General features: G+C 53.3%; 20 protein-coding genes and 4 pseudogenes. 11 read left to right on the forward strand and 13 right to left on the reverse strand.

Annotation, left to right across the window (positions count from 1 at the left end; all coding sequences use genetic code 11):
• Positions 1-28: 28 nt before the first annotated feature.
• Entirely contained in the window at positions 29-1,294 is a 1,266-nt protein-coding gene (locus ACZ1HN_RS04675) for a glycosyltransferase family 4 protein (protein ID WP_472726655.1), read from the forward strand.
• 313 nt (positions 1,295-1,607) lie between these two features.
• Positions 1,608-4,541 (forward strand): Ig-like domain-containing protein, encoded by a 2,934-nt coding sequence (locus tag ACZ1HN_RS04680; RefSeq protein ID WP_472726656.1) that lies wholly within the window; start codon positions 1,608-1,610, stop codon positions 4,539-4,541.
• 247 nt (positions 4,542-4,788) lie between these two features.
• Here the strand turns inward: ACZ1HN_RS04680 and ACZ1HN_RS04685 are convergent.
• The 5 genes and pseudogenes from ACZ1HN_RS04685 to fliF all read right to left on the reverse strand — a co-directional run bounded on the left by ACZ1HN_RS04685 (position 4,789) and on the right by fliF (position 8,862).
• Positions 4,789-5,503 (reverse strand): annotated as a pseudogene (locus tag ACZ1HN_RS04685) (IS5 family transposase).
• 127 nt (positions 5,504-5,630) lie between these two features.
• Positions 5,631-6,311, reverse strand: a complete 681-nt coding sequence (gene fliP, locus ACZ1HN_RS04690) for a flagellar type III secretion system pore protein FliP (protein ID WP_472729278.1) — start codon at positions 6,309-6,311, stop codon at positions 5,631-5,633.
• A 48-nt stretch (positions 6,312-6,359) separates the two neighbouring features.
• Positions 6,360-6,653: a FliM/FliN family flagellar motor switch protein gene (locus ACZ1HN_RS04695; RefSeq protein ID WP_299204224.1), complete on the reverse strand. Its 294-nt coding sequence runs from the start codon at positions 6,651-6,653 to the stop codon at positions 6,360-6,362.
• Positions 6,646-7,245, reverse strand: coding sequence for a FliH/SctL family protein (locus tag ACZ1HN_RS04700; RefSeq protein ID WP_472726657.1), 600 nt, complete (start codon positions 7,243-7,245; stop codon positions 6,646-6,648). The genes ACZ1HN_RS04695 and ACZ1HN_RS04700 overlap by 8 nt, the downstream gene beginning before the upstream one ends.
• Positions 7,245-8,862 (reverse strand): annotated as a pseudogene (gene fliF / locus ACZ1HN_RS04705) (flagellar basal-body MS-ring/collar protein FliF). Before fliF ends, ACZ1HN_RS04700 begins: the two are co-directional and overlap by 1 nt.
• Positions 8,863-8,984: 122 nt before the next feature.
• Here fliF and ACZ1HN_RS04710 point away from each other — a divergent pair.
• From ACZ1HN_RS04710 to ACZ1HN_RS04750, 9 genes and pseudogenes are all read left to right on the forward strand, one after another.
• A pseudogene (locus tag ACZ1HN_RS04710) lies at positions 8,985-9,474 on the forward strand (flagellar basal body-associated FliL family protein).
• 10 nt (positions 9,475-9,484) lie between these two features.
• Positions 9,485-9,856, forward strand: coding sequence for a hypothetical protein (locus ACZ1HN_RS04715; RefSeq protein WP_472726658.1), 372 nt, complete (start codon positions 9,485-9,487; stop codon positions 9,854-9,856).
• A complete protein-coding gene (locus ACZ1HN_RS04720; protein ID WP_472726659.1) occupies positions 9,853-10,455 on the forward strand; it encodes a MotE family protein in 603 nt (200 codons plus the stop codon). The genes ACZ1HN_RS04715 and ACZ1HN_RS04720 overlap by 4 nt, the downstream gene beginning before the upstream one ends.
• Positions 10,456-10,523: 68 nt before the next feature.
• Positions 10,524-11,393 carry a flagellar motor stator protein MotA gene (motA, locus tag ACZ1HN_RS04725; RefSeq protein ID WP_299774323.1) on the forward strand — a complete coding sequence of 290 codons (870 nt, stop codon included), beginning with the start codon at positions 10,524-10,526 and terminating at the stop codon, positions 11,391-11,393.
• The gene (locus ACZ1HN_RS04730; RefSeq protein ID WP_472726660.1) at positions 11,390-13,660 is read left to right on the forward strand and encodes a hypothetical protein; all 2,271 of its coding nucleotides are present in this window, start codon (positions 11,390-11,392) and stop codon (positions 13,658-13,660) included. The genes motA and ACZ1HN_RS04730 overlap by 4 nt, the downstream gene beginning before the upstream one ends.
• 286 nt (positions 13,661-13,946) lie before the next feature.
• The gene (flhA, locus tag ACZ1HN_RS04735; RefSeq protein WP_472726661.1) at positions 13,947-16,028 is read left to right on the forward strand and encodes a flagellar biosynthesis protein FlhA; all 2,082 of its coding nucleotides are present in this window, start codon (positions 13,947-13,949) and stop codon (positions 16,026-16,028) included.
• Entirely contained in the window at positions 16,025-16,795 is a 771-nt protein-coding gene (locus ACZ1HN_RS04740) for a flagellar biosynthetic protein FliR (RefSeq protein WP_472726662.1), read from the forward strand. Before flhA ends, ACZ1HN_RS04740 begins: the two co-directional genes overlap by 4 nt.
• The gene (flhB, locus tag ACZ1HN_RS04745; protein WP_472726663.1) at positions 16,792-17,877 is read left to right on the forward strand and encodes a flagellar type III secretion system protein FlhB; all 1,086 of its coding nucleotides are present in this window, start codon (positions 16,792-16,794) and stop codon (positions 17,875-17,877) included. The genes ACZ1HN_RS04740 and flhB overlap by 4 nt, the downstream gene beginning before the upstream one ends.
• 2 nt (positions 17,878-17,879) lie before the next feature.
• Complete coding sequence (locus ACZ1HN_RS04750) at positions 17,880-18,317, forward strand: hypothetical protein (RefSeq protein WP_472726664.1); 438 nt, start codon at positions 17,880-17,882, stop codon at positions 18,315-18,317.
• On the opposite strand, the gene ACZ1HN_RS04755 is transcribed toward ACZ1HN_RS04750, so the two are convergent.
• From ACZ1HN_RS04755 to flgC, 8 genes and pseudogenes are all read right to left on the reverse strand, one after another.
• Positions 18,286-18,768, reverse strand: coding sequence for a flagellar basal body-associated FliL family protein (locus tag ACZ1HN_RS04755; protein ID WP_472726665.1), 483 nt, complete (start codon positions 18,766-18,768; stop codon positions 18,286-18,288). The genes ACZ1HN_RS04750 and ACZ1HN_RS04755 overlap by 32 nt on opposite strands.
• A gap of 11 nt (positions 18,769-18,779) precedes the next feature.
• Positions 18,780-19,532: a flagellar basal body L-ring protein FlgH gene (gene flgH, locus ACZ1HN_RS04760; protein WP_472726666.1), complete on the reverse strand. Its 753-nt coding sequence runs from the start codon at positions 19,530-19,532 to the stop codon at positions 18,780-18,782.
• A complete protein-coding gene (gene flgA / locus ACZ1HN_RS04765) occupies positions 19,529-19,945 on the reverse strand; it encodes a flagellar basal body P-ring formation chaperone FlgA (RefSeq protein ID WP_472726667.1) in 417 nt (138 codons plus the stop codon). The genes flgH and flgA overlap by 4 nt, the downstream gene beginning before the upstream one ends.
• Positions 19,942-20,727 carry a flagellar basal-body rod protein FlgG gene (gene flgG, locus ACZ1HN_RS04770; RefSeq protein WP_299204180.1) on the reverse strand — a complete coding sequence of 262 codons (786 nt, stop codon included), beginning with the start codon at positions 20,725-20,727 and terminating at the stop codon, positions 19,942-19,944. Before flgG ends, flgA begins: the two co-directional genes overlap by 4 nt.
• Positions 20,728-20,737: 10 nt before the next feature.
• Positions 20,738-21,456, reverse strand: a pseudogene (locus ACZ1HN_RS04775) (flagellar hook-basal body complex protein).
• Position 21,457: 1 nt separating this feature from the next.
• Positions 21,458-21,727, reverse strand: coding sequence for a flagellar biosynthetic protein FliQ (locus tag ACZ1HN_RS04780; RefSeq protein ID WP_472726668.1), 270 nt, complete (start codon positions 21,725-21,727; stop codon positions 21,458-21,460).
• Position 21,728: 1 nt separating this feature from the next.
• Positions 21,729-22,013, reverse strand: a complete 285-nt coding sequence (gene fliE / locus ACZ1HN_RS04785) for a flagellar hook-basal body complex protein FliE (protein ID WP_472726669.1) — start codon at positions 22,011-22,013, stop codon at positions 21,729-21,731.
• A gap of 27 nt (positions 22,014-22,040) precedes the next feature.
• The gene (gene flgC / locus ACZ1HN_RS04790; protein WP_299204168.1) at positions 22,041-22,433 is read right to left on the reverse strand and encodes a flagellar basal body rod protein FlgC; all 393 of its coding nucleotides are present in this window, start codon (positions 22,431-22,433) and stop codon (positions 22,041-22,043) included.
• Between the last annotated feature and the right edge of the window lie 9 nt (positions 22,434-22,442).

Consider the following 22,442-nt stretch of genomic DNA (forward strand, 5'->3'; position numbering starts at 1 on the left):
GCGCATCGTGCCATTGAAGGATCACGCCATGGCATCGAAGGCCCTTGCCTTGCCCCGTATTGCATATCTGACCGGGCTTTATCCGCTCGTTTCACTAACGTTCATCGAGCGGGAAATCGCAGCCTTGCGGGACTTGGGCGCTGAAATTCATACGGTGTCCGTGCGCGAAACCGCGGAAAGCCAGCATAGCGGCGCAGAGGGGCGTGCAGCAGCAGCCTCGACCCATTATCTACTGCGCGAGGCTAAGAACCCCTTGAGGCTTCTCCAAGCGCAACTGCGGCTCTTTAAAGAACCAGCGCGTTATTTTACTGCTTTGCGCACCGCGTGGCGCCTGCGCAATCCTGGCCTGAAGTCGATGCTCTACCAGATGATCTATTTTCTGGAAGCAACGCTTATGGCTGATTTCGTTGACCAGAAGGGCATCGGCCATATCCACAGCCACTTTGCCACCAACGGCACCATGGTCGCCCTGCTGACCAAAGAGCTGACCGGCGTGCCCTACTCGTTCACCCTGCATGGTCCTGTTGACCTCTTTGAACCCGAAGGACTTAAGTTGGGTGCAAAGGCCGAGAATGCTGCGTTTGTCGCCGTGATCAGTCACTTTGCACGTTCGCAACTGATGCTATTTGTTGATCAGACCCACTGGGATCGGTTCCGCATCATCCATTGCGGTGTGGATCCCACCCTCTATGCCGATGCTCCTGCCTTGCCACAGAACGCAGATGGGTGTCGTCTGCTTTTTGTTGGACGCCTTGATCCCGAAAAAGGGGTCCACGTGCTGTTCGAGGCGTTGGACGATCTGATGCCTACCCATACAGGTGTAACGCTGACAATGGTGGGTGACGGTCAGGATCGGGCCAAACTGGAAGTCGCCGCAGCACGGTTCGGTGATCGTGTTCGCTTTACCGGTTATCTGGATCAGGCTGGCGTCGCACAGGCGCTTGCAGATCATGATGTACTGGTCTTGCCCAGTTTCTCCGAAGGTCTGCCCGTGATCCTGATGGAGGCCCTTGCAAGCGCACGCCCGGTGGTGACCACTCAAGTGGCCGGAGTTGGCGAGCTGGTCCGGCACGGGGAAACTGGGCTTATCGCCCCACCGGGAGACGTCCAGACCCTTCGCCGCCATTTAGAAACCATCATTGTCGACAGCGCTCTGCGCGCGCGTATGGGTGCAGCTGGCCCTTCCGTGGTCGCTGCCGACTTCGACGTAGCACAAGAAGCCGCGCAGCTCGCCAACCTGATCGCAGGAAAGTTGGGCGAAAATCCGCGCCATACGGATACGGATTCGACCTGAATTGCGGCAGAATTCGGCCTTGAGGCCCACTAACTAGCAAAACCTCGCCGAAACTGTGCGACTTCATCCGTCGTGAGGCAACGTCGACTTGCCCGGACCATTCAGTGCCGTATTACAGCCACAATCTCGAACTAAAAAAAGCACGTTTGAGTAGTAACGGTTAACGTAGGGTCAGAGCAGTATCTGACAGAAAACAGCGCATCGCCGGCTGATGCCGACGCGGTGTGCAGGAAATCGGGGTTTGCCTTTGCAAGCCCCCGGGACACTTTTGCCGGTCGCTAAGGGATTGGCTTGGATACGAAAAGAGGCACCGATGCCGCTGACAGTTACAACGCAAACGACCGCTGAAATCTCTGGCGGCCGCACTACAACATTGCAACCAGAGAACTTCGACACAGCACAGTCGATTTCAATCATTGATAGTCCCGACCACGGTCGGCTGACGGTCAATCCAGACAATTCTCTGGCGCTGGTGATGACCGAAACGGATTACACCGGTTCCCTCGATTTTACTATCGAGGTGACCGATGCAAGTGGCGCAACCTCGCAGCAGACGATCTCGATGAATGTTGTGCAGGGCAGTCAAGCCGCCGGTTGGGCAACCGGCGCCAACCACTACATGCTGGAAACTGATGATGACAGTGAATTGGTCATCGAAACAGGCGACAACCACCGCGAAGTTTATGTCACCGGGTCATCCGACGCTCTGAGTATTGCCGACATTGCTTCTGCAGAAGGGCTGCAGACATGGCAGATCAACGCACAATGGCTGGCAGACAACCCCCAATACGGGTCGAGCGCGGATACGGCGTTGGACATGGATGCCGCCATGATGCTTTGGGGGGAACTGGTCGGCACAGGGTCCGAGCCATCGTCCAACTGGCTGCGTTTCGAGGCCGGGTATACCTATCAATCGCGCGGTGAAGACATCTCTACCCGCGGCATGCAGGGCGAAAGCCCGCTGCACCCTATCGTTATCACTTCCTATGGCGAAGGCGCACAGCCGGTCATAGAGGGCGACATTTACTTTATCGCCAATGATTTCAGCAATATAGTCGTCCACGATCTGCACTTCGTGGATACTGTTCTGGTGGCTGGTCCTGGCGATCAAAGCAACAACGTGATCTTCGATTCCGTCACCGGCACCGAGGAAGGCGCGCTTGTTGTGCAGAATGTTGACAGCTTCACTCTGCGCGACTCCAACTTCTATAACCTGAACCCTGACGAACCAGTGCACGGTGGTACCTGGCACGCATTCGATGACCGGGTTCAAGGCATCTATGCCCAAGGTGGCGTCGGCCTTTTGATCGAAGGCACGCGCTTTACCGAGATTGGCTGGGAAGACGGCTACGCATACGACCGCAGTGCGGACTCTCCGCAAGCGCCCGGCATGTTCAGCCACGCCGTGTACGTTCAGAATGACAACCTTGATGTCACTTTCCGTGACAACATCATGGGTCAGGCCGCATCCTTTGGCGCTCAAATTCGAACCGGTGGCTTCGTCGAAGACAACCTGTTCTTTGACAACAATGCCATGCTCAATGTGCTCGGTGGCGGCGACGGTGGACCAATCGGGCACTACTCCCTCGTCCAAGGCAACGTGGTGACGGATGCAGGGTATCGCGACGCGGTAACGGCGGGTGCCTTGTCATTGGGGATCGACAATCAAGGATATCAAACGGCCCTGATCGGAAACATCGTGGCCCATTTGACCGATCCTGAAGCCCCTTGGGAACTCGACAGCCACTTTTACAACAACGGTGGGCTGAACAATCAGCGGGCTGCGTTCTTTGACGACACCGTCGTCTACAATTGGTTCAGTGGCGAAGACGTCCTGTATGACCGCGAAGAGTCTCATGAGCGAAACGTGGATGGCCTTGATCGAGATGTTCTGGATCAGACTACCATGAATAACTTGGCTCGCATGCTCCTCAACGACCCCAATGCGACCACCGATGACCTAGTACAATGGATCCAGGTCAACGAAGTCACCGCAGACGAACTCAATGCCTTTTTCCAGGCGGCCTTTGGTATTCTTCCGGACAACCGCGCCGACGCCCGCGAGGTGCGTTTTATCCCTGATGAACGAGGCGATGGTGTGCGTTGGGACAACCGCCTTAATTGGGACAGCGGCGACATCGCGGGAAGCGTTGCGGGCGACAGTGTAGATCTTGGCGGTAATCTCGTGATCTATGGCGGCACTCAAACCATTTCTGCGCTCGACATGGGTGACAATGGTCGTCTTGAGGTTTCAAGCGGTCGGCTGACGGTTACCGGGCAGGCCACATCCGGTGCATCGGGTGCCGAGATTGACATTACCGCCGCCGGTCAAGTCTGGCTGGGAGGTTATTCAAGCCAAGGCGTCCTGAGCGTCACACAAGATGGCGGGCGATTTGCCAATACGGGTTTGGTTAGCGGCAATGTCGACCTTGTTATCGAAAGTGGCCAGGCAATCCTGAGTGCTGACGGCGGAATTTACACGGTTGGCGGGAACGGTGAACTTGTGATCGATGGTGCGGACGCGTTGGTCGGCTTTGACGACGACGATGGCGATCTGGGTGTGATCCGCTTTGATGCGGGGGCTGATTTGACGATTGCCAGCGACGCATCGGGTCTGGGCCGTATCGCTGAATTCCGATCTGGCGCGTTTGGAGACAACCCGAATGTGACTTCCCGCATCGAATTGGGCGACCTGGACCTGACCGTGGATCTGACTCAAGCTTATATTGACAATGGCACGTACATGCTCATGAGCGCGGATGAGATTGTCGGTAGCTTGGGCAGCTTCGATGTGACAGGTCTGGGCGGACGCGGCGCCACTATCACGGTGGACTACAACACAGATGAAGTTTGGCTTGAGCTTGGTGCCGGGTCTGGCACGTCCATTAGAACAATCGGGCAAGACGATGCCCCCAACATTGTGATTGGTCTGGACAGCGACGGAGCTGATGAAAGCAATGGTGGTCGAGGCCTGGACACACGCGGCGAGGATGGTGGAGCAGACAGGTTTGTCTTCTTGCAAGAAGCAGGTGAAAAGGTCTCTGACGTCGAGATCAGCGACGAAAGATCCGTTATGGATGCCACAGAGACTGGCCTTGCGCCCGCCGGGGAAATGATTTTCTCAAGCGACAATGCGCCTGACGCGATTTCAGGCTCCTACAAGCAGGCTGTTTTTTCCGACATGTCTATGATCGAGATGCAGAAACAAGCGGGTGCGACTTGGGAGTGTCACGACGATTGGCATTGAACCCAAAGACCCTCCAAGCGTCTTGATAAAAGCCATGGGGCCGCGACACGAGAGTGTGCGGCCCGCCCCTTGCACTTGACACAGGCTACTTGGAGGCAGGCCGCCTTTCTTTGAAGTCCAACACACCACCATGGCACATTGCAGTATTTGGTGCGCCGGTTTGCTAGAAGAAAATGACGTCAAGAGTCCAACGAGCTAACTCTTCCAAAACGCATCAGGCTTGCAAAAAACCCCTTAAATTCGGGCCTCACACCCAACGGATGATGGTAGCCGCGAGGGCGATTTTGGAGAGGAAGGCCTTGGGACAGTGGTTGTATCGAGTTGAAACCCGCCGCCAGTCTTTCAATCGGCCAAACATGATCTCGATACGATTGCGTCGCTTATACTTTCGCTTGTCATATCGCGCAGTTTTGGCCCAAGAGTTTCGACCGAGGATGCAGGGCCTCACTGAACCAGTCGGCGTCGTGGCCACGGTCCCCAAGTAGCCAGTCTACGCTCGGCAAGCTGCTCAGTAATGCTCACGCACTGGTGTAGTCGCTGACCTGTCCCGCAGTGACGAAGAAGCTGATCCGGTGGCCATGACTGTCACAGACGACAGTGTTCCTGCCCCCCTTGGTGCGTCCAATCAGGTGTCCACGCCCTCCTTTTGACGCCCATACAGGTCGCGGTGCGGTGTGCCGTAAGATCGGTTGCATCAATCATGATCGTTTTTTCCTCGCCGTGCTTGGAGGCCAGGCCCATCACGATCTGGGCAAAGACACCTTTCTCGTTCCAGCGCTTGCATAGGGTCTTGTGGCCCCCACAGTCTTTAGGTGCATCGCGCAAACTTAAGCCATTGCGATTGAAGAGGATAATGCCGTTCAAGACACGCCTGTCATCTACACGTGGTCTGCTATGGGCTTCAGGAAATAGAGCTCCAAACGCGCTATCTACTTATCGATCAGCCGGAAAAGGTTGCCCATATCACCGCCCGCTTTTGGCCGGTGGATCATGCCGCAATGCCAAAATCAATGAAGTCTGACCCAATTATTCAGTCAGGCTGAATGCCCATTTCACGTAAATGGTTTGAAGCAGCCGTGTGATTGGAAACTAGAAGTAGCTCCGGACTAGACTGCCAGCGATAAGCTCCCAACCATCTGCAATGACAAAAAACGCTAGCTTGAAGGGCAAGGAGACAATCGCAGGAGGAACCATCATCATCCCCATACTCATCAGGACAGCCGCGGCAACGAGATCAATAATCAAAAATGGGAGGAAGATCAAAAAACCAATCTGAAATGCACGGGATATCTCCGACAGCAAAAAGCTCGGGATCAATACTGATAAAGGCGCGTCCGGTTCGAGGGCGACACCTTGCGTGTCGGGTCGCAGATCGGACATTGCAGCAAACGTATCGGCATCAAGTCGAGCTGCCATAAACGCACGAAATGGTTCAAGCGTGCGCACAAAGGCGACGCCAGGATCAATTTGTTCGTTCACGAGCGGTCCCAAGCCATTTGCCCACGCTTCGGAAAAGACTGGCTCCATGATAAAATACGTCAGGAAGAGGGCCAGACTGACAATTAGCATATTTGGAGGGGACTGTTGCAGTCCAATCGCCTGGCGAAGGATGGATAACACCGTCACCAGAAATGGAAAGCAGGTAACCATGATTGCAAGACCCGGAGCAAGGCTCAAGACTGTGATTAAGGCAATCAACTGCAGTGTCCTTGCACTCAGAGATGTATCGTCTCCAAGCGAGATGGAAACATCCTGCGCACCTGCAGCTATTGGAAAAAAAGCAAAAGTAGGATGAGGAGGGTGCGCCCGACCATTCGTCTAAAGGCCCGCACCAAGATCAAGTATTTCCGTCAGCCGTACAACCAACTGCCCTTCGTCGTCGCCGTCAGCTTCCTCCAGCGTGCCTCTCGCGATTAACTTGTTCCCGACAAATAAATCGACGGGGTCATCAACGCGCTTGTCAAGTGTGAGAACAGCGTTGGAGCCAAGCATCACTAAGTCGCGAACCAATGGTCGAGCCTGCCCGACAGATACTGTTATTTCAATCGGGACCGCTGTGAAGGGATTGTGCGTGTCAGATGCAAGAGCTTTCTTTGAAGGGGTTTCAGCCATCTTTCGCCTCGTTCGGATTGTTTTCAAAAAACGATGCAACTGCTGCAGAAATATCCGCGATGGCACGGTCCAAGTGCAGCTCTGCCTCGCTACGGTCCAGCCTCAAGATCACTTGGGTCGGTGCCAGCAACTTGTCCGTTGTCAGGACAAAAGGCGTGGGAAGATCGTCCTGGAGTGCAGCACGGACCGCAGGCTCAGTCTCTGGCGCGACCGCAATCTCGATATTTCGATCCAAGCTTTTTCGTGCTAATGCCGACACTTCTTCGCGCACATGTGCGCCGAGGCTTGCATGTGCGATTTGAGGCAGCACAATGCCAACAACGCTACCCATAATTGCCTCAACTGACGCGTTCAACGTCGCGCGCAACTCGTGATACTCAAACGAAGCGTTCTGCAGGCTGTTAGCCAAACCGCTCGAAACGAATGAGCGTGTTTCAGTCTGCGCTGCTACTGCGTCCTCCCAACCCGCTTGGTAACCCTTTTCAAAGGCTTCAAGCTTTTGGTCCTCGACGTCTTCAATCGGAATGTCTTGCCGAGAATGCTGCGAGGACTGGATGCCCCCAAAGTCTTGGAATAGGTGCGACGCGGTCATTATGCGCGCTCCTCTTCGAGCCAGCTTCTCAGTATTTCGACTGTTTCTTCTTGGCGTTCACCAATCATCGATCGAAGGCGATCAACCGGATCTGCCTGTACATGCTCCACTGTTGTAGCGACCGGTGCATGATCAAGTGAAGACAGATCCGGCAACCTGTCCGAAGCGCGGTCGATGCTGATGTCCCCGATAGAAGAGGCATCCAAAGAATTGGCGATCACCGGTGTATCCGTGGTGTCTTCCGGCAATGGTGCTGGCAAACTATCCGGCAGTGACGATGGCGCACGTGACAAAACGGGTCTGACGACAAAAAGCCCAAGTATTAGGGTTACAATGGCCAAGATTGCCATCTGGATTCCGGACATCACATCAATGTGGAAGTCGTCGAAAACTGATGTTTCCGCGACAGTACCTTGGGGCACAACTGATTGTAGTTCCATTGCCTTAATTGTGATGACATCGCCGCGGTCCTCATTAAAACCGACGGCGGAAGCAACTAGTTCGCGCAGCGCACTCAATTCATCTGCTGATCGCTGAATTGTTTGAGTGCCACCCTCTGCATCAGCAACTGCCTCGTTGACGAGCACGGCGACCGTGACACGCCGAATTGCACCGGCAGCTTTAACAATGGCTCGCTCAGTTTCGGAAACTTCGTAGTTGATGCGCTCGCGAGTTTCTGAGTTCTGTGATGACGCGCTGTCTCCTCCAGCGCCATCTCCATCCGGTAGATTGGAGGCAACAGTCACATCTCCTCCAGCGGCTTCGCTGGAAGTACTTGAACGTTCTTCAGTGTCCATGCTGATCACCACACGTTCCTGTGGATCAAACCGGCGTTCCCGAGATCTCTTCCGTTTCTGTGACGGTTTCGACGCTGACCTCAACCACCGCGTTTCCCGGGCCAACGCGCGCCTCTAGCAATCGCTCCACACGCTCGCGAAGCATTTTTTCCTTGTCTTCTGAACCTGCAGCAGGTGCTGAGTCGTCGTTTGCGCCAACCAAAGTACCGTTTGCATCGATCACAGCGACATCTTCCGCAGACAGCCCAGCCACGGCAGATGCAACCAAGAACCGAATTGCTTTGGCTTGCTGTGTCGTGAGCTGCCCACCGTTGGAGGTGATTGCGACGGAAGCTGTGGGCGTGACGCTGCGTTGAAACGGGTTGGATCCTGTTGAGGCGATATGAACACGCGCCATTCCCACGTGAGGGCTCGAGACAATTGTGCGCGCCAACTCGCCCTCTTTCGCGCGCCAATATGCTGCATCAAACATTTGCGAGGTGGTGCCAAAGCCGGACAGATTATCCAGCAATTCATATCCACGGCTGTTGTTTGCCGGTAATCCTTCACTTGCCAGAGTGAGCCGAAGTTGATCCCGATCTTGCGCATCAACAAAAATGGATCCGCCGCGCACTTCAAATGGAATACCGCGTTGTTCAAGCGATCTCACCACTTCACCAGCTGCCCCATTCTCCAATCCGGCGTACAGCAGAGTCATTGTAGGTGCCGTCACGATTCGTGACATCGCAAGTATTGCAAGGAACATTGCAACCGTCGCCGCGACGACAGTGATTTGGCGCTTGATATCCAGGCCCATCCAGACATTCAGTAACTGCTGCACGTTTGTCTCCGTCATGTCGCGCGTTCTGCTCGACTTTGAGACAGCAATGGCTGAACAGCCTTAACAATCGGTTAGTTGATCTGTGGCAAATCTGTTTTCGATCATTTTTGAGTAGGATCCAGATGACAGACGCAGCCGTCGATACTGATGAGGAAGTCAAGAAACCTTCGAAGATGCCTTTGATTATGGGTGTTGTTGCGCTGCTTCTCGGCACTGGCGGCGGCTTCTTTGCAACATTCTCGGGTCTGATTCTAGCGCCCGAATCAAGTGTTCAGCCTGAATTGGACAAGTCATCGCCAGCAGATCTGCCTGACGTAGCGTTTGTCCCGGTTGAACCGATGGTAATATCGCTGGCGCCCAACTCTCACAGCCGTCATCTGCGCTTCAGGGCGCAGCTGGAGGTACCATCACAATATGCGTCCGATGTCGAGATCTCTGCTTCCGCGCGTTGTTGACGTTTTGAACGGCTATCTACGCGCGATTGAAACCGCGGACATAGAAAGCCCCGCGGCGCTGACCAGATTGCGTGCTCAAATGTTGCGACGCGTGCAGATTGTCGCCGGACCAGGGCGGGTCAACGACCTGCTCATCATGGAATTCGTATTAAGCTAATGGTGAATGAATGGATCTCGTAGCTGATATCTTGCTAGTAGCGGGCGCATTGGGTGCCGGGTTTTATTGCTTCGTTCTGGGCCGCCGACTTAAGCGGTTCAACGATCTTGAAAAAGGAGTGGGCGGCGCTGTAGCCGTCCTTTCCGCGCAGGTCGACGATCTGACAAGGACACTTGAGGCCGCACAAAAAACGGCCGCAGAATCCGCCGAAGCTCTGAGCGATACAACGCAGCGTGCTGCAGAAATAGCGCGGCGGCTCGAATTGCAAATGGCTGCTCTGCACGACGTTCCGAAAACAAAAGAACCCGAAAAAGTATCCAGTGCTCCGGTCGAGCCAAGTGAGCCAATCTTTACCCGCCGAACCGTGGGAGGAGGAAAATGAAAGCCAAGAAAAAGTCTTACTTCTCCAACCGTGGTTCAATCACGTTGTTGGCTGCCTTGCTTGCAGGATCGGCCGTGATACGCATCGGCATAGGCGCCAATTCAGCGCTTGCCGAGGTAGACCCGGAAGATGGTTTCTCTCTTCCATTGGCCGCTCAACCCATAACCTCAGAGCCGCTCGAAGAACGGGAAACGGACATCAAATCCCTGCTGGATGCATTGCGCGCGCGCGAGGCCAGAGTGAATGAACTTGAAGGTGAACTTGCTGCGCGTTCTAAGGCGTTGGATATCGCGCAAGTTGAGATCGAAAGGCGCCTTTTTGCATTGGAAAATGCGGAGCAACGGTTGCGTCAAACATTGTCTATCGCACAAACCGCCGCAGAAGATGATCTGTCGAAATTGACTGTAGTTTATGAAAATATGAAACCAAAAGAGGCAGCCGCATTGTTTGGAGCAATGGAGCCGGCGTTTGCAGCCGGGTTTCTTGGACGCATGCGACCAGAGATAGCGGCAAAAGTAATGGCTGGGCTAACGCCAGAGTCCGCTTATTCGATTAGCGCAATCCTGGCGGGGCGAAATGCGCGTGCACCCAAAAACTGACTCTGCGTGAAGCTTTATTAACCGCAGTCTGCAATCGTCATGGTCAAACGCATTGAGGGAATCGTGAAGTGATCGGGATTATTGGCATTGTAACCATCTTTGTGATGGTATTCGGTGGCTACTTGGCTGCCGGTGGGAAGATGGGAATTATTCTCAAGTCATTGCCGTTCGAGATGACAATGATCATCGGCGCGGCAGTAGGGGCCTTCCTAATCAGCAATTCTATGTCCGAGATCAAACACACTGTCAAAGACTTGGGAAAAGTATTCAAAGGTCCGAAATGGGCGCACGAGGACTACAAGGAATTGCTCTGCCTGTTGTTTGAGTTGATCAGATTAGCACGCCAAAACCCGGTCGCAATCGAAGAACACATCGAAGATCCAGAGAGCTCGTCCATCTTCTCTCGCTACCCAAAGATAGTTGCAGATGGGGAAGCGACGGCGCTCATATGCGATACAATGCGCTCGGCATCCATGAACTACGATGACCCGCATCAGGTCGAAGAGGTGCTTGAAAAGCGAATGGAGACAAACATGCACCATGCGCTCCATTCAAGCCACGCGTTGCAAACAGTGGCGGATGGTTTGCCTGCTCTCGGGATTGTTGCGGCGGTTCTCGGTGTGATCAAGACGATGGCATCCATTGATCAACCACCGGAAATACTGGGCAAGCTGATCGGTGGGGCGCTTGTTGGTACCTTCCTTGGTGTTTTCCTAGCATATGGTCTCGTGGGGCCGTTTGCAGCAAAAGTAAAAGCAGTTGTCGAAGAGGACAGCCATTTCTATCAGCTTATCCGCGAAGTGCTTGTGGCGAATCTACACAATCACGCAACTAACATCTGTATTGAGGTTGGGCGTCAGAATACGCCGTCGCATTGCCGACCCTCGTTTTCGGATCTGGAAGATGCATTGAAATCTGTAAAACAGAACGCGGCATGACGTTGACCTTCAAACTGTTTGTCTTGTTCACCTTAGTGGCTGGGACTGCCTACAGCGGGGAAATTCCAGTTCGCTCAGGTGCGCATGATACATTTGCCAGGCTTGTTCTGGACGTTCCCAAAGAAAAGAAGTGGTCGCTTGAAAAGACGGCTACGGGCATCACCGTCACAATTACTGGCCATACCGACGGTTTTGATACCTCTCGCGTATTTAATCGCATCGGTCAGACTTACGTCAGCGCCGTTGATGGAGATGCAACGTCGCTTGACATAAAGTATGGATGCGAATGTCAGGCAGACGTTTTTCGCTCTGGCCCAATGCTCGTGATTGATGTCAGTGCGCTTACAACTAGATCAACTGACAAAAACCAGAACATTGGATTGTCCTCGCTGAAGTTCGTAGGTTCAACACAGCTGCGTTTTACACCAGATCAACCTGGAAATGAGTTATCTGTCAGCAATCCACCTGCCAGTTTAGACGCACCCGTAGCTGAGGAAGCGCCAACATTCCTGCTGAGTGAAGCACCTAGTACAACTGAGGTGAGCAGCCTCCAAAAAGCGCAGGAACAGCTCGCTAACAGGATTGGTTTTGCCGCGACCACGGGCATTCTGCAGCCGAGCGATCTTAGTGTAACCGCGCCCCAACGACAACAACGTCCGCAGATCGACACAAGTATATTCAATTCGTCAATACAGGCGTTTGAAGAAGAACAAACTGGGCTGCCAAGCGGTAATCTACGCATAACATCCAGCAGCGATGTGCCAAATGCAGAAGTCCGGGATACATCCACAACACTCGGCATGCAGTGCATCGACCCCTTAGAAGTGCGCGTTCAGGATTGGGGAGGCACGACCAGCTTTGCGACATCAATTTCCTTACTAAGAGGCGCCCTATTTTCCGAGTTTGACAAGATTGACAAGAACGTTGCCGTTGAACTGGCGCGACTTTATCTTCATTTCGGTTTCGGTGCTGAGGCGAAGCAAGTGTTGTTAATGGACGCCGATTTGGCACCTGCAAACAGAGCACTCGTCGACATTGCTGATGTCATGGAGTTTGGATCGGCGCAGGCGGAAAACTATCTTGGGAACTTCACCGATTGCGACTCGGATGTTGCACTATGGGCTATCCTATCAGCCCAGAACTTGCGACCATCTTCATCCGTTGACAGCAGTGCTGCGCTTCTGGCGTTGAGCAGTTTACCAATACATTTGCGCAACTTCCTCGCGCCTACGCTAAGCAGGAAGCTGCTGAAGTATGGCGATGAAGTTGCAGCGGCTGCGGCATTGCGCGGACTGGAACGCACCGTGGAACCATTGCCCAGTGCCGCTGAACTGGCCAAGGCAGACATAGAACTAACCAGGGGGGACGTTGAAGCGGCACAAGGCAGGCTCGAAGCCATTGTTGCGTCCAATGATCAACAATCCGCCGAAGCACTCATCCGATACGTGAACACTCAGCTAGACGCAGAAATTGAGATCGACGAAGACATCGCCACCTTGGTCGAAGCTTATGCGATCGAGATGCGCAATGACCCTCTCGGCGAGCAGTTACAAAGCACGCATGTATTGGCATTAGCAAAGTCTAACCAGTTTGATTCAGCCTTCGATGTTTTTCAGCTTATGCGGCCAAGTGGCAGCATTTCAGATGCCGAAACGCTTTACTCCACATTACTTTTTCTTCTCGCCCAAATTGCAAACGACACAACTTTTTTGAAGCACGCATTTCCTGCGATTGCCGAGCGAGACAACGCCATGTCTACGAAAACCACAGATGCACTGGCTCAACGGTTGGCAAATCTTGGGTTTTTTGCAGAAGCTAAGGAGTTTCTTTCGACACAGACCGGCACACCTGTGACACGACAAAGAAAAGTATTGCTTGCCCAAATATCCCTGGGTCTGTCTCAGCCGCGTGCAGCCCTCGCACACCTCGGTGGGGTAGCGGGCGATTCCGCCGACAGCTTAAGAGCACAGGCGAACATCAATGCGGGTTATCACGACGCTGCATACAAGCTTTTCTCAGGTTTGGGAGACGAAGACGGGCGCACACGAGCTGCATGGCTTTCTGAGAACTGGCAACAATTTCTTGGATCAGATGACCCAGTCCTCGGCGCAGTGGCTGAAGCAACCTCATCAAGACTGGACACCTCGAATACTTCGACTGGTATGTTGAATCGCATGCAAGGGGCGCTAAAGGAAAGCGCAACTGCACGCCGCGCAATTGAGCAGTTGTTGGAAGCATACCCTACTCACGGCAGGTTGCAAAACTAGAAAACTTACAGAGTTTTTTAGTTACTAAATCTAAACCTGCATGGATTTAACTGGATCTGCCATAGAATTGACAGAGGCGTATCACGGATGCAAGGAACTGTCTGCCGCGTCGTACCCACTGGCGAGTGTCGAGGGCAAACATCAGCGTCAGGCGAAACACTTCACTCACGTTCCTTTTAGTGAAGCTTTTGAGCTCATCTCGAGTGATAGTAATTCCTTTTCGTACCGCAATACCTAGGAAGCGAAATGATAATAAAAAGTAGAAAAACAGAGAGTTTTTGATAGGATGAAGACTTCAGTATCGTCCGCTTTCAACCCGACCGTTTTGCTAGCGGTCGCACTTATGGCAATTATCGTCATGATGATCTTACCCATGCCAGCCTGGGTTCTGGATATCGGTTTGGCCACCTCTTTCGCACTTGCAATTCTGATTTTTACGATCACGCTTTTTATTGAGCGCCCGTTGGATTTCTCATCTTTCCCCACAATCCTTTTGGCGTCCCTTATGCTTCGGCTATCCCTGAATGTTTCATCAACCAAGCTGATAATCGGTCAAGGACACACGGGCACACATGCCGCAGGCGAAGTTATCGAAGGCTTTGCACAATTCATTATGGGCGGAAGTGTTTTTCTTGGTCTGGTTGTTTTCTGCGTTTTGCTAATCGTCAACTTCATGGTGATAACCAAGGGCGCAACCCGCATGGCGGAAGTTGGAGCGCGTTTCGCACTGGATGGTATGCCTGGCAAGCAGCTTGCCATCGACAGCGATATGTCGGCGGGGGCCATCGACCACCAGGAAGCAAAAGCACGGCGCGAACTTGAACAGGCAGAGACCACCTTCTTTGGATCTCTAGATGGTGCCTCCAAATTTGTTAAAGGCGATGCCGTTGCAGGTTTGTTGATCACACTTCTGAACTTGGTCGCTGGACTTGTGATGGGTGTCGCGGTGCATGGAATGCCACTTGGCCATGCATTTGAGACCTATGCCATTCTGACTGTTGGGGATGGCCTTGTTTCCCAGATTCCTGCCGTCGTGATTTCGATTGCGTCCGCGCTACTATTGGCCAGAGGAGGAGCAAAAGGTGCAACCGACCTGGCCGTCTTTGGCCAGCTAGGCCGACATCCCGCCGCATTGACGACCGTCGCTGTGCTGATGGCTTTGCTCGGTCTTGTGCCCGGCTTGCCAATCCTACCATTTGTTGCCGGGGCGGGAGTCCTCGCTGCCGCTGCATTCTTGATCAAACGCAAAACAAGAGCAGCCGAGCTAATCACACCGGAGCCGGAAGACTCTGCAAACCCAATTCCTGAAAGAACTCTGGGCGACGTATTGGAACTGGACGACATTCACGTCGAATTTGCTCCGGACCTTGTCAACATGGTGCTTGATCCAGGCACTGGATTGGATGCTCGAATTGCGAACATGCGCGTGCATGTTGCAACTGTATTTGGAGTCATTCTTCCCGAAATCCGGTTGACAGATAACGCGGGACTTCCGACGGGCGGATATGTCCTCAGGATTCAGGGTGTCGAACAAGCGAGCGGCACAATAAAGCCAACAAAAGTCTTGGCGTTGGCTCTCGAAACATCCCACGATGTTCCCCAAGGGGAAGACACCACAGAACCAGTATATGGGGCACCAGCCCGCTGGATCGCGACTGAGGACCAGGAAGTTGCTGCCATAGCTGGTGTTACTCTGGTCACACCGACTGAAATCCTGGCAACGCATCTTCTTGAGGTTATCAAGCAAAACTTCAGCCGTTTGCTGACTCTGAAGTCCATACGGCGCTTGCTGGAAGAGATGAAAGCTGTGTCGGACCCGACCAGAGCAGAAGCCAATCGCAAGATGCTCGACGCTCTGATTCCAGACAAAGTGCCTATGGACATCTTGCACGCCGTATTGCGACTTCTGCTGGACGAACAAGTATCGATCCGAAACCTGCCTTTGATCTTAGAAGCCGTTTCTGAAGCGCGCGCGCTCAATGCCCAGCCGGAGGCGATTTGTGAGCACGTTCGCCAACGCCTGGGCTTTCAGATTGTATCGGGCATTCGGCGGGATGACGGGACCCTTCCACTTGTTCAACTAGCTCCAGAATGGGAGGATACATTCTCCAGCTACCAAGTAGATGCAGATCGAGGGCTGGACATTGCGCTGCCGCCTGAACTTTTTAATCGACTGGCGGAAAACGTATCTGAAAAACTGCAAGATGCCGGCGACCAAGGCATCTTCCCCGCGATTGTGACAAACACCCGTCGGCGCCGGTTCTTGAAGACGATGATGCGCGCCAAGGGTATCAACAACCCCGTTCTGTCGTTCGAAGAATTAGGATTGGATGCGCGCCCAGCACTTGTCGGTGTTGTTGCCGCATGATCGCTGCAGCCGAAGCTATCTCACTGCTACAGACTCAGCTTTGGGTCGGCTTTGTAGTGCTGCTAAGAGTGGGTGCTACAGTTGCTTTGCTGCCAGGGTTTGGCGAACAGTCGGTTCCTGCCCGCATTAAGCTAGTCCTCGTAGTTGCGTTCACGTTGATCATCGCACCCGCTGTTCCGCAAGAGCCGCCAGCGTTTACGATCGAGAACCTTATGCTTCTATCCATGACCGAGACATTGTCCGGAGGAATCATTGGACTTGGTGTTCGTCTCTTCATACTGGCCCTACAAACCGCTGGTGCAATTGCGGCCCAATCTACGTCCCTATCCCAAATCATGGGCGGCGCCGCGATTGAACCGCTGCCGGCCATGGGACACGTACTCACAATTGGAGCTGTCGCGCTTGCCGTGATGGCTGGCTTGCACATCAAAGCGGCGCAGTTGCTCATTCACTCTTACGTTTTTCTGCCCATGGGGCTGTTTCTATCGCCGAACGATGTTGCGGATTGGGGGCTGACACAGATCGCATACGCGTTCGAACTTGCCTTCTTGCTGGCAACGCCTTTCGTCATAATGTCTGTTTTATATAACCTCGCGCTCGGCGTCATTAACAAGGCCATGCCGCAACTCATGGTTGCTTTTGTTGGCGCACCCCTCATTACACTGGGTGGTCTGTTCCTGCTCTTTCTGGCAGCACCCATAATGCTGTCTGTTTGGCTATCGGCTCTTGATCAATTCATGGCATCTCCGTTGGAGGTACGCAGATGAGCAATCAAGATGATGCCAACGACAAGTCGTTCGACCCGACGCCGCAGAAGTTGCTCGAAGCGCGAAAGAAAGGTGAGGTTGCGAAATCAACTGACCTGCAGACCGCGGCAGCATATGCCGGGCTCACATTGGCTCTTGTTGCCGTCGGCGCACAGAGTGTGACGTCATTCGGTAGCAGCATGCAGGTCATATTGGATCAATCCGAAGACTTCGCCACCGTTCTGTTCAGCGGTGGGCAATCTGCGGTGATCGGGGGCATTCTGTTAAGTGCATCCGTCGCGCTTATGCCTATCTTTGTTGTGCCGGGGCTCGCGGTCTTGGGTGCAATACTTGCCCAACGTGCATTTGTTGTCGCACCAACGAAACTGCAACCAAAGCTGTCTCGGATATCATTGATACAGAACGCTAAACAAAAATTCGGTCGAAGCGGGTTCTTTGAATTTGGCAAGAGCTTTGTAAAGCTACTCCTCTATTCAGGGGGCCTGGCCATGTTTCTCAACGCGCGGTTGCCAGACATGGTGAGTGCAATACAAACTTCGCCTGGCTTGGTCGTGTCTCTTCTAGCAGAAGTCTGCGTGGCTTTTTTGTTCCTGGTTGTTCTTATTTCAACGGCTTTGGGTGGGATCGATGCCGTTTGGCAGCACCATGAGCATATTCGCAAAAATCGGATGTCGAGAAAGGAGATCATGGATGAAACCAAGAACTCTGAGGGCGATCCGCATCTGAAACAAGAGCGGCGCACACGTGCTCAAGCCATTGCAACGCAGCAAATGATGGCAGATGTGCCACAGGCTGATGTGGTTATCGTCAACCCGACACACTACGCGGTTGTATTGAAGTGGACGCGCGAAAGCGGAACGGCGCCCGTCTGTGTTGCAAAGGGTGTTGACGAGATTGCATTCCGCATTCGGGAAATTGCTCAAAGCAATGGTGTTCCAATACATAGTGACCCACCAACAGCGCGCACCTTGCATGCGGTTACATCTATTGGAGATGAAATTCATCCAGACCACTATGTAGCTGTCGCCGCAGCAATACGCTTCGCCGACAAGATGCGCCAGCACGTGCGCGACGGTCTGTGACAATGAACTGGTTCCGCCTCAAACAGATATCAGATCTAAAGTTTCAGCACAGCGAGCAGGCTGTTTCAAAACTCAGGGCGCGGGAGGCATCTCTGCGGTCGGAACTGGCAAGACTTCAAGGTCTCGCACACGAGACCCACTGCCAGCCTGCTTCAGATTCAGAACTGCGTGCCATCGGTGCAGATATCATTTGGCTGAAATGGTTAGAAAACAGCCGGCGAAGGTTGAACATTGAACTGGCCCAGGTGCTCGCACAAAAGGAAGAGCTTGTCGCGCAACACCGGAAGGCAAATGGGAAAAAGTTGATCACTGACGCGCTGTCAGAGAAACAACAGCTCGATAGGCAGCGGCTGCGCAAAACCCATGCGTTGAACGAAGCCATAGAGACATCGTTAACTAGGTCAGTTTTCAGTAATCCTGACGAGCAATCTCAACGATGAGCACATCTGAGATCTGATCACCGATGTCTTTAATTGCGACTTCACGCAATGCACCGCGTATGACTGCCAAGTTGTTGGCGTCCGTGAAAGCGCCGTCAAATCCGCCAACGTTCGCATGATCAAACAAAACTTGAAGGAAGGAATCTCTTAGCTTTGGCTCATGGGAATAGATTGCATCCTTTTGCCCGGCAGGTACTTCAAGACTAAGCGACATCACCACCAAAGCATGCACTGCGCCATCTCGCAGAACCGGCACAACAAATTGGTTATTCATCTTGACGTATTCACGATCCGTCAAATCTTCGGCCTTATGAGCAGAATCTGACGGCTTGGCAGGCTTTTCCATATCCATGGTTTCAGCAGGTTCAGGAACCGGTCTCAAAAAGACACCGGCACCCACACCGGCACCCGCTCCAACGGCAAGAAAAATCAATGGAAGTAGCTTTTTCACGCTAATCACTCCTAAAATGGCAGGACTGCGTCGAGGACCTGCTGACCAATCCTGGGTTGCTGGACATCAGTGATCTGACCGCGGCCACCATAGGACACACGTGCTTGAGCGATCTTGTCATAGGTGATTTCATTTTTGCGCGAGATGTCTTCCGGGCGAACATAACCGGATACAAGAAGTTCACGCATCTCGAAATTGACACGCAATTCTTGGGAACCTGAAATTGACAAGACTCCGTTCGGCAGGACATCAACAACAGTCGCTGCCACGCGCAACGTCAACTTCTCCTTGCGTTTGACGGACCCATCACCACTTGATCCGGACTTGGAGGTAATCGAGACAAGATCAGAAGATGACGCCCCTTCCGGCAACTTTTCGTCCAACCTCTGCGGCAGTCCGCCCAACTGCGGCACTTGCAGGCTTTCAGTACCGCTCCGAGACCGATCCGTCTCATTGGAGATTTCAGCTCGCTCGTCAATTTCAATCACAACTGTCATGATGTCGCCCCGCTGAACAGCGCGTCGGTCACCCAACAACGAAGATCGTTGTCCGCTCCAAAGTGAAGCGCGATCCGCGGGGCCAACCTCATCCACCGTAAGCGGCAGGCTGGCCGATACCATTGCTGAGTGCTCGCGTGTTTCCAACGGGTTCGAGAAGCTTGGCGGTTTGCCAAGGTGGTCACCGCGGCCACATGCAGACATTAGACCGCACAAAGCAACCGTAGCGCATGTTTTCTTTATATTTCTAATGGATAACAAGTTCATCGAGTCACTTTCACTGAACCGTCTTCTTGAACAAAACCGAACAACGTGGAACGAGAACTCAAGTTCATAACGCGCACGCGATCACCGACGCCGCCACGCTCCAAAGCACGCCCCTCGGTTGCAATAGACAGGCCGTTTGCATTGAAAAACAAAGGCACAATCTGATTTCGGCTCACCACTGCCGGGGCACCAATTGCTTCGAAAGGAATTGGTCGGCCTGCATAGAGCGCTGTTCTTGCTTCTTGTCCAACGACATCGGACACGTATTCGAACATACCCGCTTGCACACCATCGCGAACTGTCAGATCCGCTGCCGTGATCAATGTCCCGGGCCGCAAGGTTCGGGTCGGCGTAACAATGTCCGCCGAAACTGAGGTAGCAATCAGGCAAGTTATGATCAGCGCTCGCTTCATCGGATTTGTGTCATTGCACCCATCATTTGATCGGCGGCTGAGATTACTTTTGAGTTCATCTCGTATCCGCGTTGCGCAGCAATCAAATCTGTAATCTCGCGAACCGCATCCACTGAACTTTCTTCGAGATAGCCCTGGCGCAATGTCCCAAGACCATCAAGGCCCGGCGTCGTGACAACCGGTGGACCAGACGCATCGGTCTCGGCAAACAGGTTGCTGCCAAGGGCTTCCAATCCCTTTGGATTGGAAAACCCAGTCAAATCAAATTGGCCAATTAGCTGCCCTGCGGCCGCATCCGCGAAATAGGCATAGACTTCGCCATCACCGTTGATCGAGATGCTGCGCGCATCCTCAGGAACCACAATTTCAGGCGCTACGGCATAGCCATCAGACGTTACGATAAGTCCTTCGCCAGTTCGTTTGAGTGCACCGTCGCGAGTGTACGCTGTTTGTCCGGAAGGCAATGTAACTTCGAAATAACCATTACCATCGATGGCCAAGTCAAGATCACCGCCGGTTGCAGCAAGCGAACCCTGTGCCAAATGCACTGACACTGCAGCTGGGCGGACCCCCAATCCCAGCTGGACACCCGTTGGTAAGACCGTTCCGTCTGACGCGTTGATTGCACCCGGCCGTGTCATCTGTTGATAATGCAAATCGGCAAATTCAGCGCGTCGCGCATTGTACCCCGTCGTGCTCATGTTTGCGAGGTTGTTGGATATTGTTTCCACCCGCATTTGCTGGGCCAACATGCCCGTCGCAGCGATTTTGAGAGCGCGCATTGAAGTCTCCTCAGTTGGATTTCAACATGGCATCCATCGCACGACGGACCCGTTCATCTTCAGAATTGAGAAAGTCTTGACCCATCTCATAAGCCCGCTGGATTTCGATCATCCTTGCAAGTTGACCTATCGGATCGACGTTGGATTCCTCGACAAAACCTTGCAAAATTCGCGCGGTATCTGATGGTTCGAACCCCGCGTCAGAGCTAAACATCACCCCCCTTCGCGGATGAGTGTTGTCCGATCTACGGGTTCAACAAGGCCGATCTGACCTACAAACGCTCCATCTGCGCTGATCGATCCGTCGGGAGACACCGACAGCGCCCTTACCCCCGGAGGAACAAATACTGGGGCGCCGCCAGCGTCCAGAACAGCGTGACCGTCAGGCGTAACCAAATCGCCTTGTCCATTCGGAGAGAAACTGCCAGCCCGCGTAACGCGCTCACCCTCGGGTGTCTGGATCAGAAAGAAACCATCGCCCTCAATCGCGAAATCGTAAGTTCCACCAGTTTGGGTCAATGTACCCTGAACGAAAGATGTCTCTCGGACATTGCCGTGGCCCATCGATAGGGATGGTCCGCCTCGCATGCCTTGCACATACTCTGAAAAGACCAAACCTTCTTGGCGGTATCCAGTTGTTGCACTGTTTGCGATGTTGTTTGCAACGATCTGCATTTCACGCATCAACCCGGACTGGCGTGTAAGCGTTATGTAACCGGTGTTGTCCATATCAACCTCCGATAATCAGCGGGATAATCCGGCTTTGAAAAAATGAAACGAGCGTGTGTGTCATGAAGCCCATCGACAACCAGAACACGACGACAATTGCTGCGAGCTTGGGCACAAATGTGAGAGTCATTTCCTGAATGGATGTAAGTGCCTGCACCAAACCAATGGATACCCCGGCCACCAAGGCGACCGTTAGTATCGGCATGGAAACCACAACGGCAATCCACAGACCCTGACGCAATGTGTCGAAGAAGATGACTTCATTCAACATGTCAGACAGGCATCCTCAGGATTTCCTGATAGGCCTCGACAACTTTGTTTCGTACGGTGACAGCTGTTTCAACAGCAAGCTCGGTTTGGGCAAGGGCCTGCACCAGCGCATGTGGATCTGCCTGACCGATCATTGCGTTCTTTGCGACCTGCTCGCCTTGTGCAAGTGTCTGCGCAAAGTCCACGGCCACCTTGCCGAAAACACTGCCGCCGGTGCCTTGACCAGGCTGCGTCGCCGGTCGAAGTGCCGTATAGTTCTGAGCGGCCGATAGTGCTGCGATTTCCATTCTGGATCTCCTTCAAGGTGCGCGCATTCAGCGGCGCAGTAGTTGCATCAAGCTGGACGACATTTGCCGCGTTTGTTCGAATATCTTCAGATTTGCCTCGTAGCTGCGCTGTGCTTCGCGCGCGTCGGCCAACTCGATCAACAGGTCTACATTCGACCCTTCATAGTGGCCCGTTTCATCTGCCATTGGATGTCCCGGATCATAAATACGCGCAAGCGGACGATCATCGAGCGACATACGTCCTACCTCGACATTGGCAACGCCTTGGCCGGCATCGAACTCTGTCCGAAACGGTATGGTCTTGCGCCTATAGCCTGGTGTGTCCGAGTTCGAGATATTTTCAGACAAGTGACGCAAACGAGATGCCTGAGCCTTTAGACCGCTGGCGGACACCGAGAGAGATTTTGCAAATTCGCTCATTGGAAGTTC

This window comes from Tateyamaria sp. GN1-10 (genome assembly GCF_055693845.1).

Coding starts and splice junctions, on each gene's coding strand:
- ACZ1HN_RS04675 (WP_472726655.1), top strand. CDS start 29: ATGGCATCGAAGGCCCTTGCCTTGCCCCGTATTGCATATCTGACCGGG.
- ACZ1HN_RS04680 (WP_472726656.1), top strand. CDS start 1,608: ATGCCGCTGACAGTTACAACGCAAACGACCGCTGAAATCTCTGGCGGC.
- ACZ1HN_RS04695 (WP_299204224.1), bottom strand. CDS start 6,653: ATGGCTGAAACCCCTTCAAAGAAAGCTCTTGCATCTGACACGCACAAT.
- ACZ1HN_RS04700 (WP_472726657.1), bottom strand. CDS start 7,245: ATGACCGCGTCGCACCTATTCCAAGACTTTGGGGGCATCCAGTCCTCG.
- ACZ1HN_RS04715 (WP_472726658.1), top strand. CDS start 9,485: ATGGATCTCGTAGCTGATATCTTGCTAGTAGCGGGCGCATTGGGTGCC.
- ACZ1HN_RS04720 (WP_472726659.1), top strand. CDS start 9,853: ATGAAAGCCAAGAAAAAGTCTTACTTCTCCAACCGTGGTTCAATCACG.
- ACZ1HN_RS04730 (WP_472726660.1), top strand. CDS start 11,390: ATGACGTTGACCTTCAAACTGTTTGTCTTGTTCACCTTAGTGGCTGGG.
- flhA (WP_472726661.1), top strand. CDS start 13,947: ATGAAGACTTCAGTATCGTCCGCTTTCAACCCGACCGTTTTGCTAGCG.
- ACZ1HN_RS04740 (WP_472726662.1), top strand. CDS start 16,025: ATGATCGCTGCAGCCGAAGCTATCTCACTGCTACAGACTCAGCTTTGG.
- flhB (WP_472726663.1), top strand. CDS start 16,792: ATGAGCAATCAAGATGATGCCAACGACAAGTCGTTCGACCCGACGCCG.
- ACZ1HN_RS04750 (WP_472726664.1), top strand. CDS start 17,880: ATGAACTGGTTCCGCCTCAAACAGATATCAGATCTAAAGTTTCAGCAC.
- flgH (WP_472726666.1), bottom strand. CDS start 19,532: ATGAACTTGTTATCCATTAGAAATATAAAGAAAACATGCGCTACGGTT.
- flgA (WP_472726667.1), bottom strand. CDS start 19,945: ATGAAGCGAGCGCTGATCATAACTTGCCTGATTGCTACCTCAGTTTCG.
- flgG (WP_299204180.1), bottom strand. CDS start 20,727: ATGCGCGCTCTCAAAATCGCTGCGACGGGCATGTTGGCCCAGCAAATG.
- ACZ1HN_RS04780 (WP_472726668.1), bottom strand. CDS start 21,727: ATGTTGAATGAAGTCATCTTCTTCGACACATTGCGTCAGGGTCTGTGG.
- fliE (WP_472726669.1), bottom strand. CDS start 22,013: ATGGAAATCGCAGCACTATCGGCCGCTCAGAACTATACGGCACTTCGA.
- flgC (WP_299204168.1), bottom strand. CDS start 22,433: ATGAGCGAATTTGCAAAATCTCTCTCGGTGTCCGCCAGCGGTCTAAAG.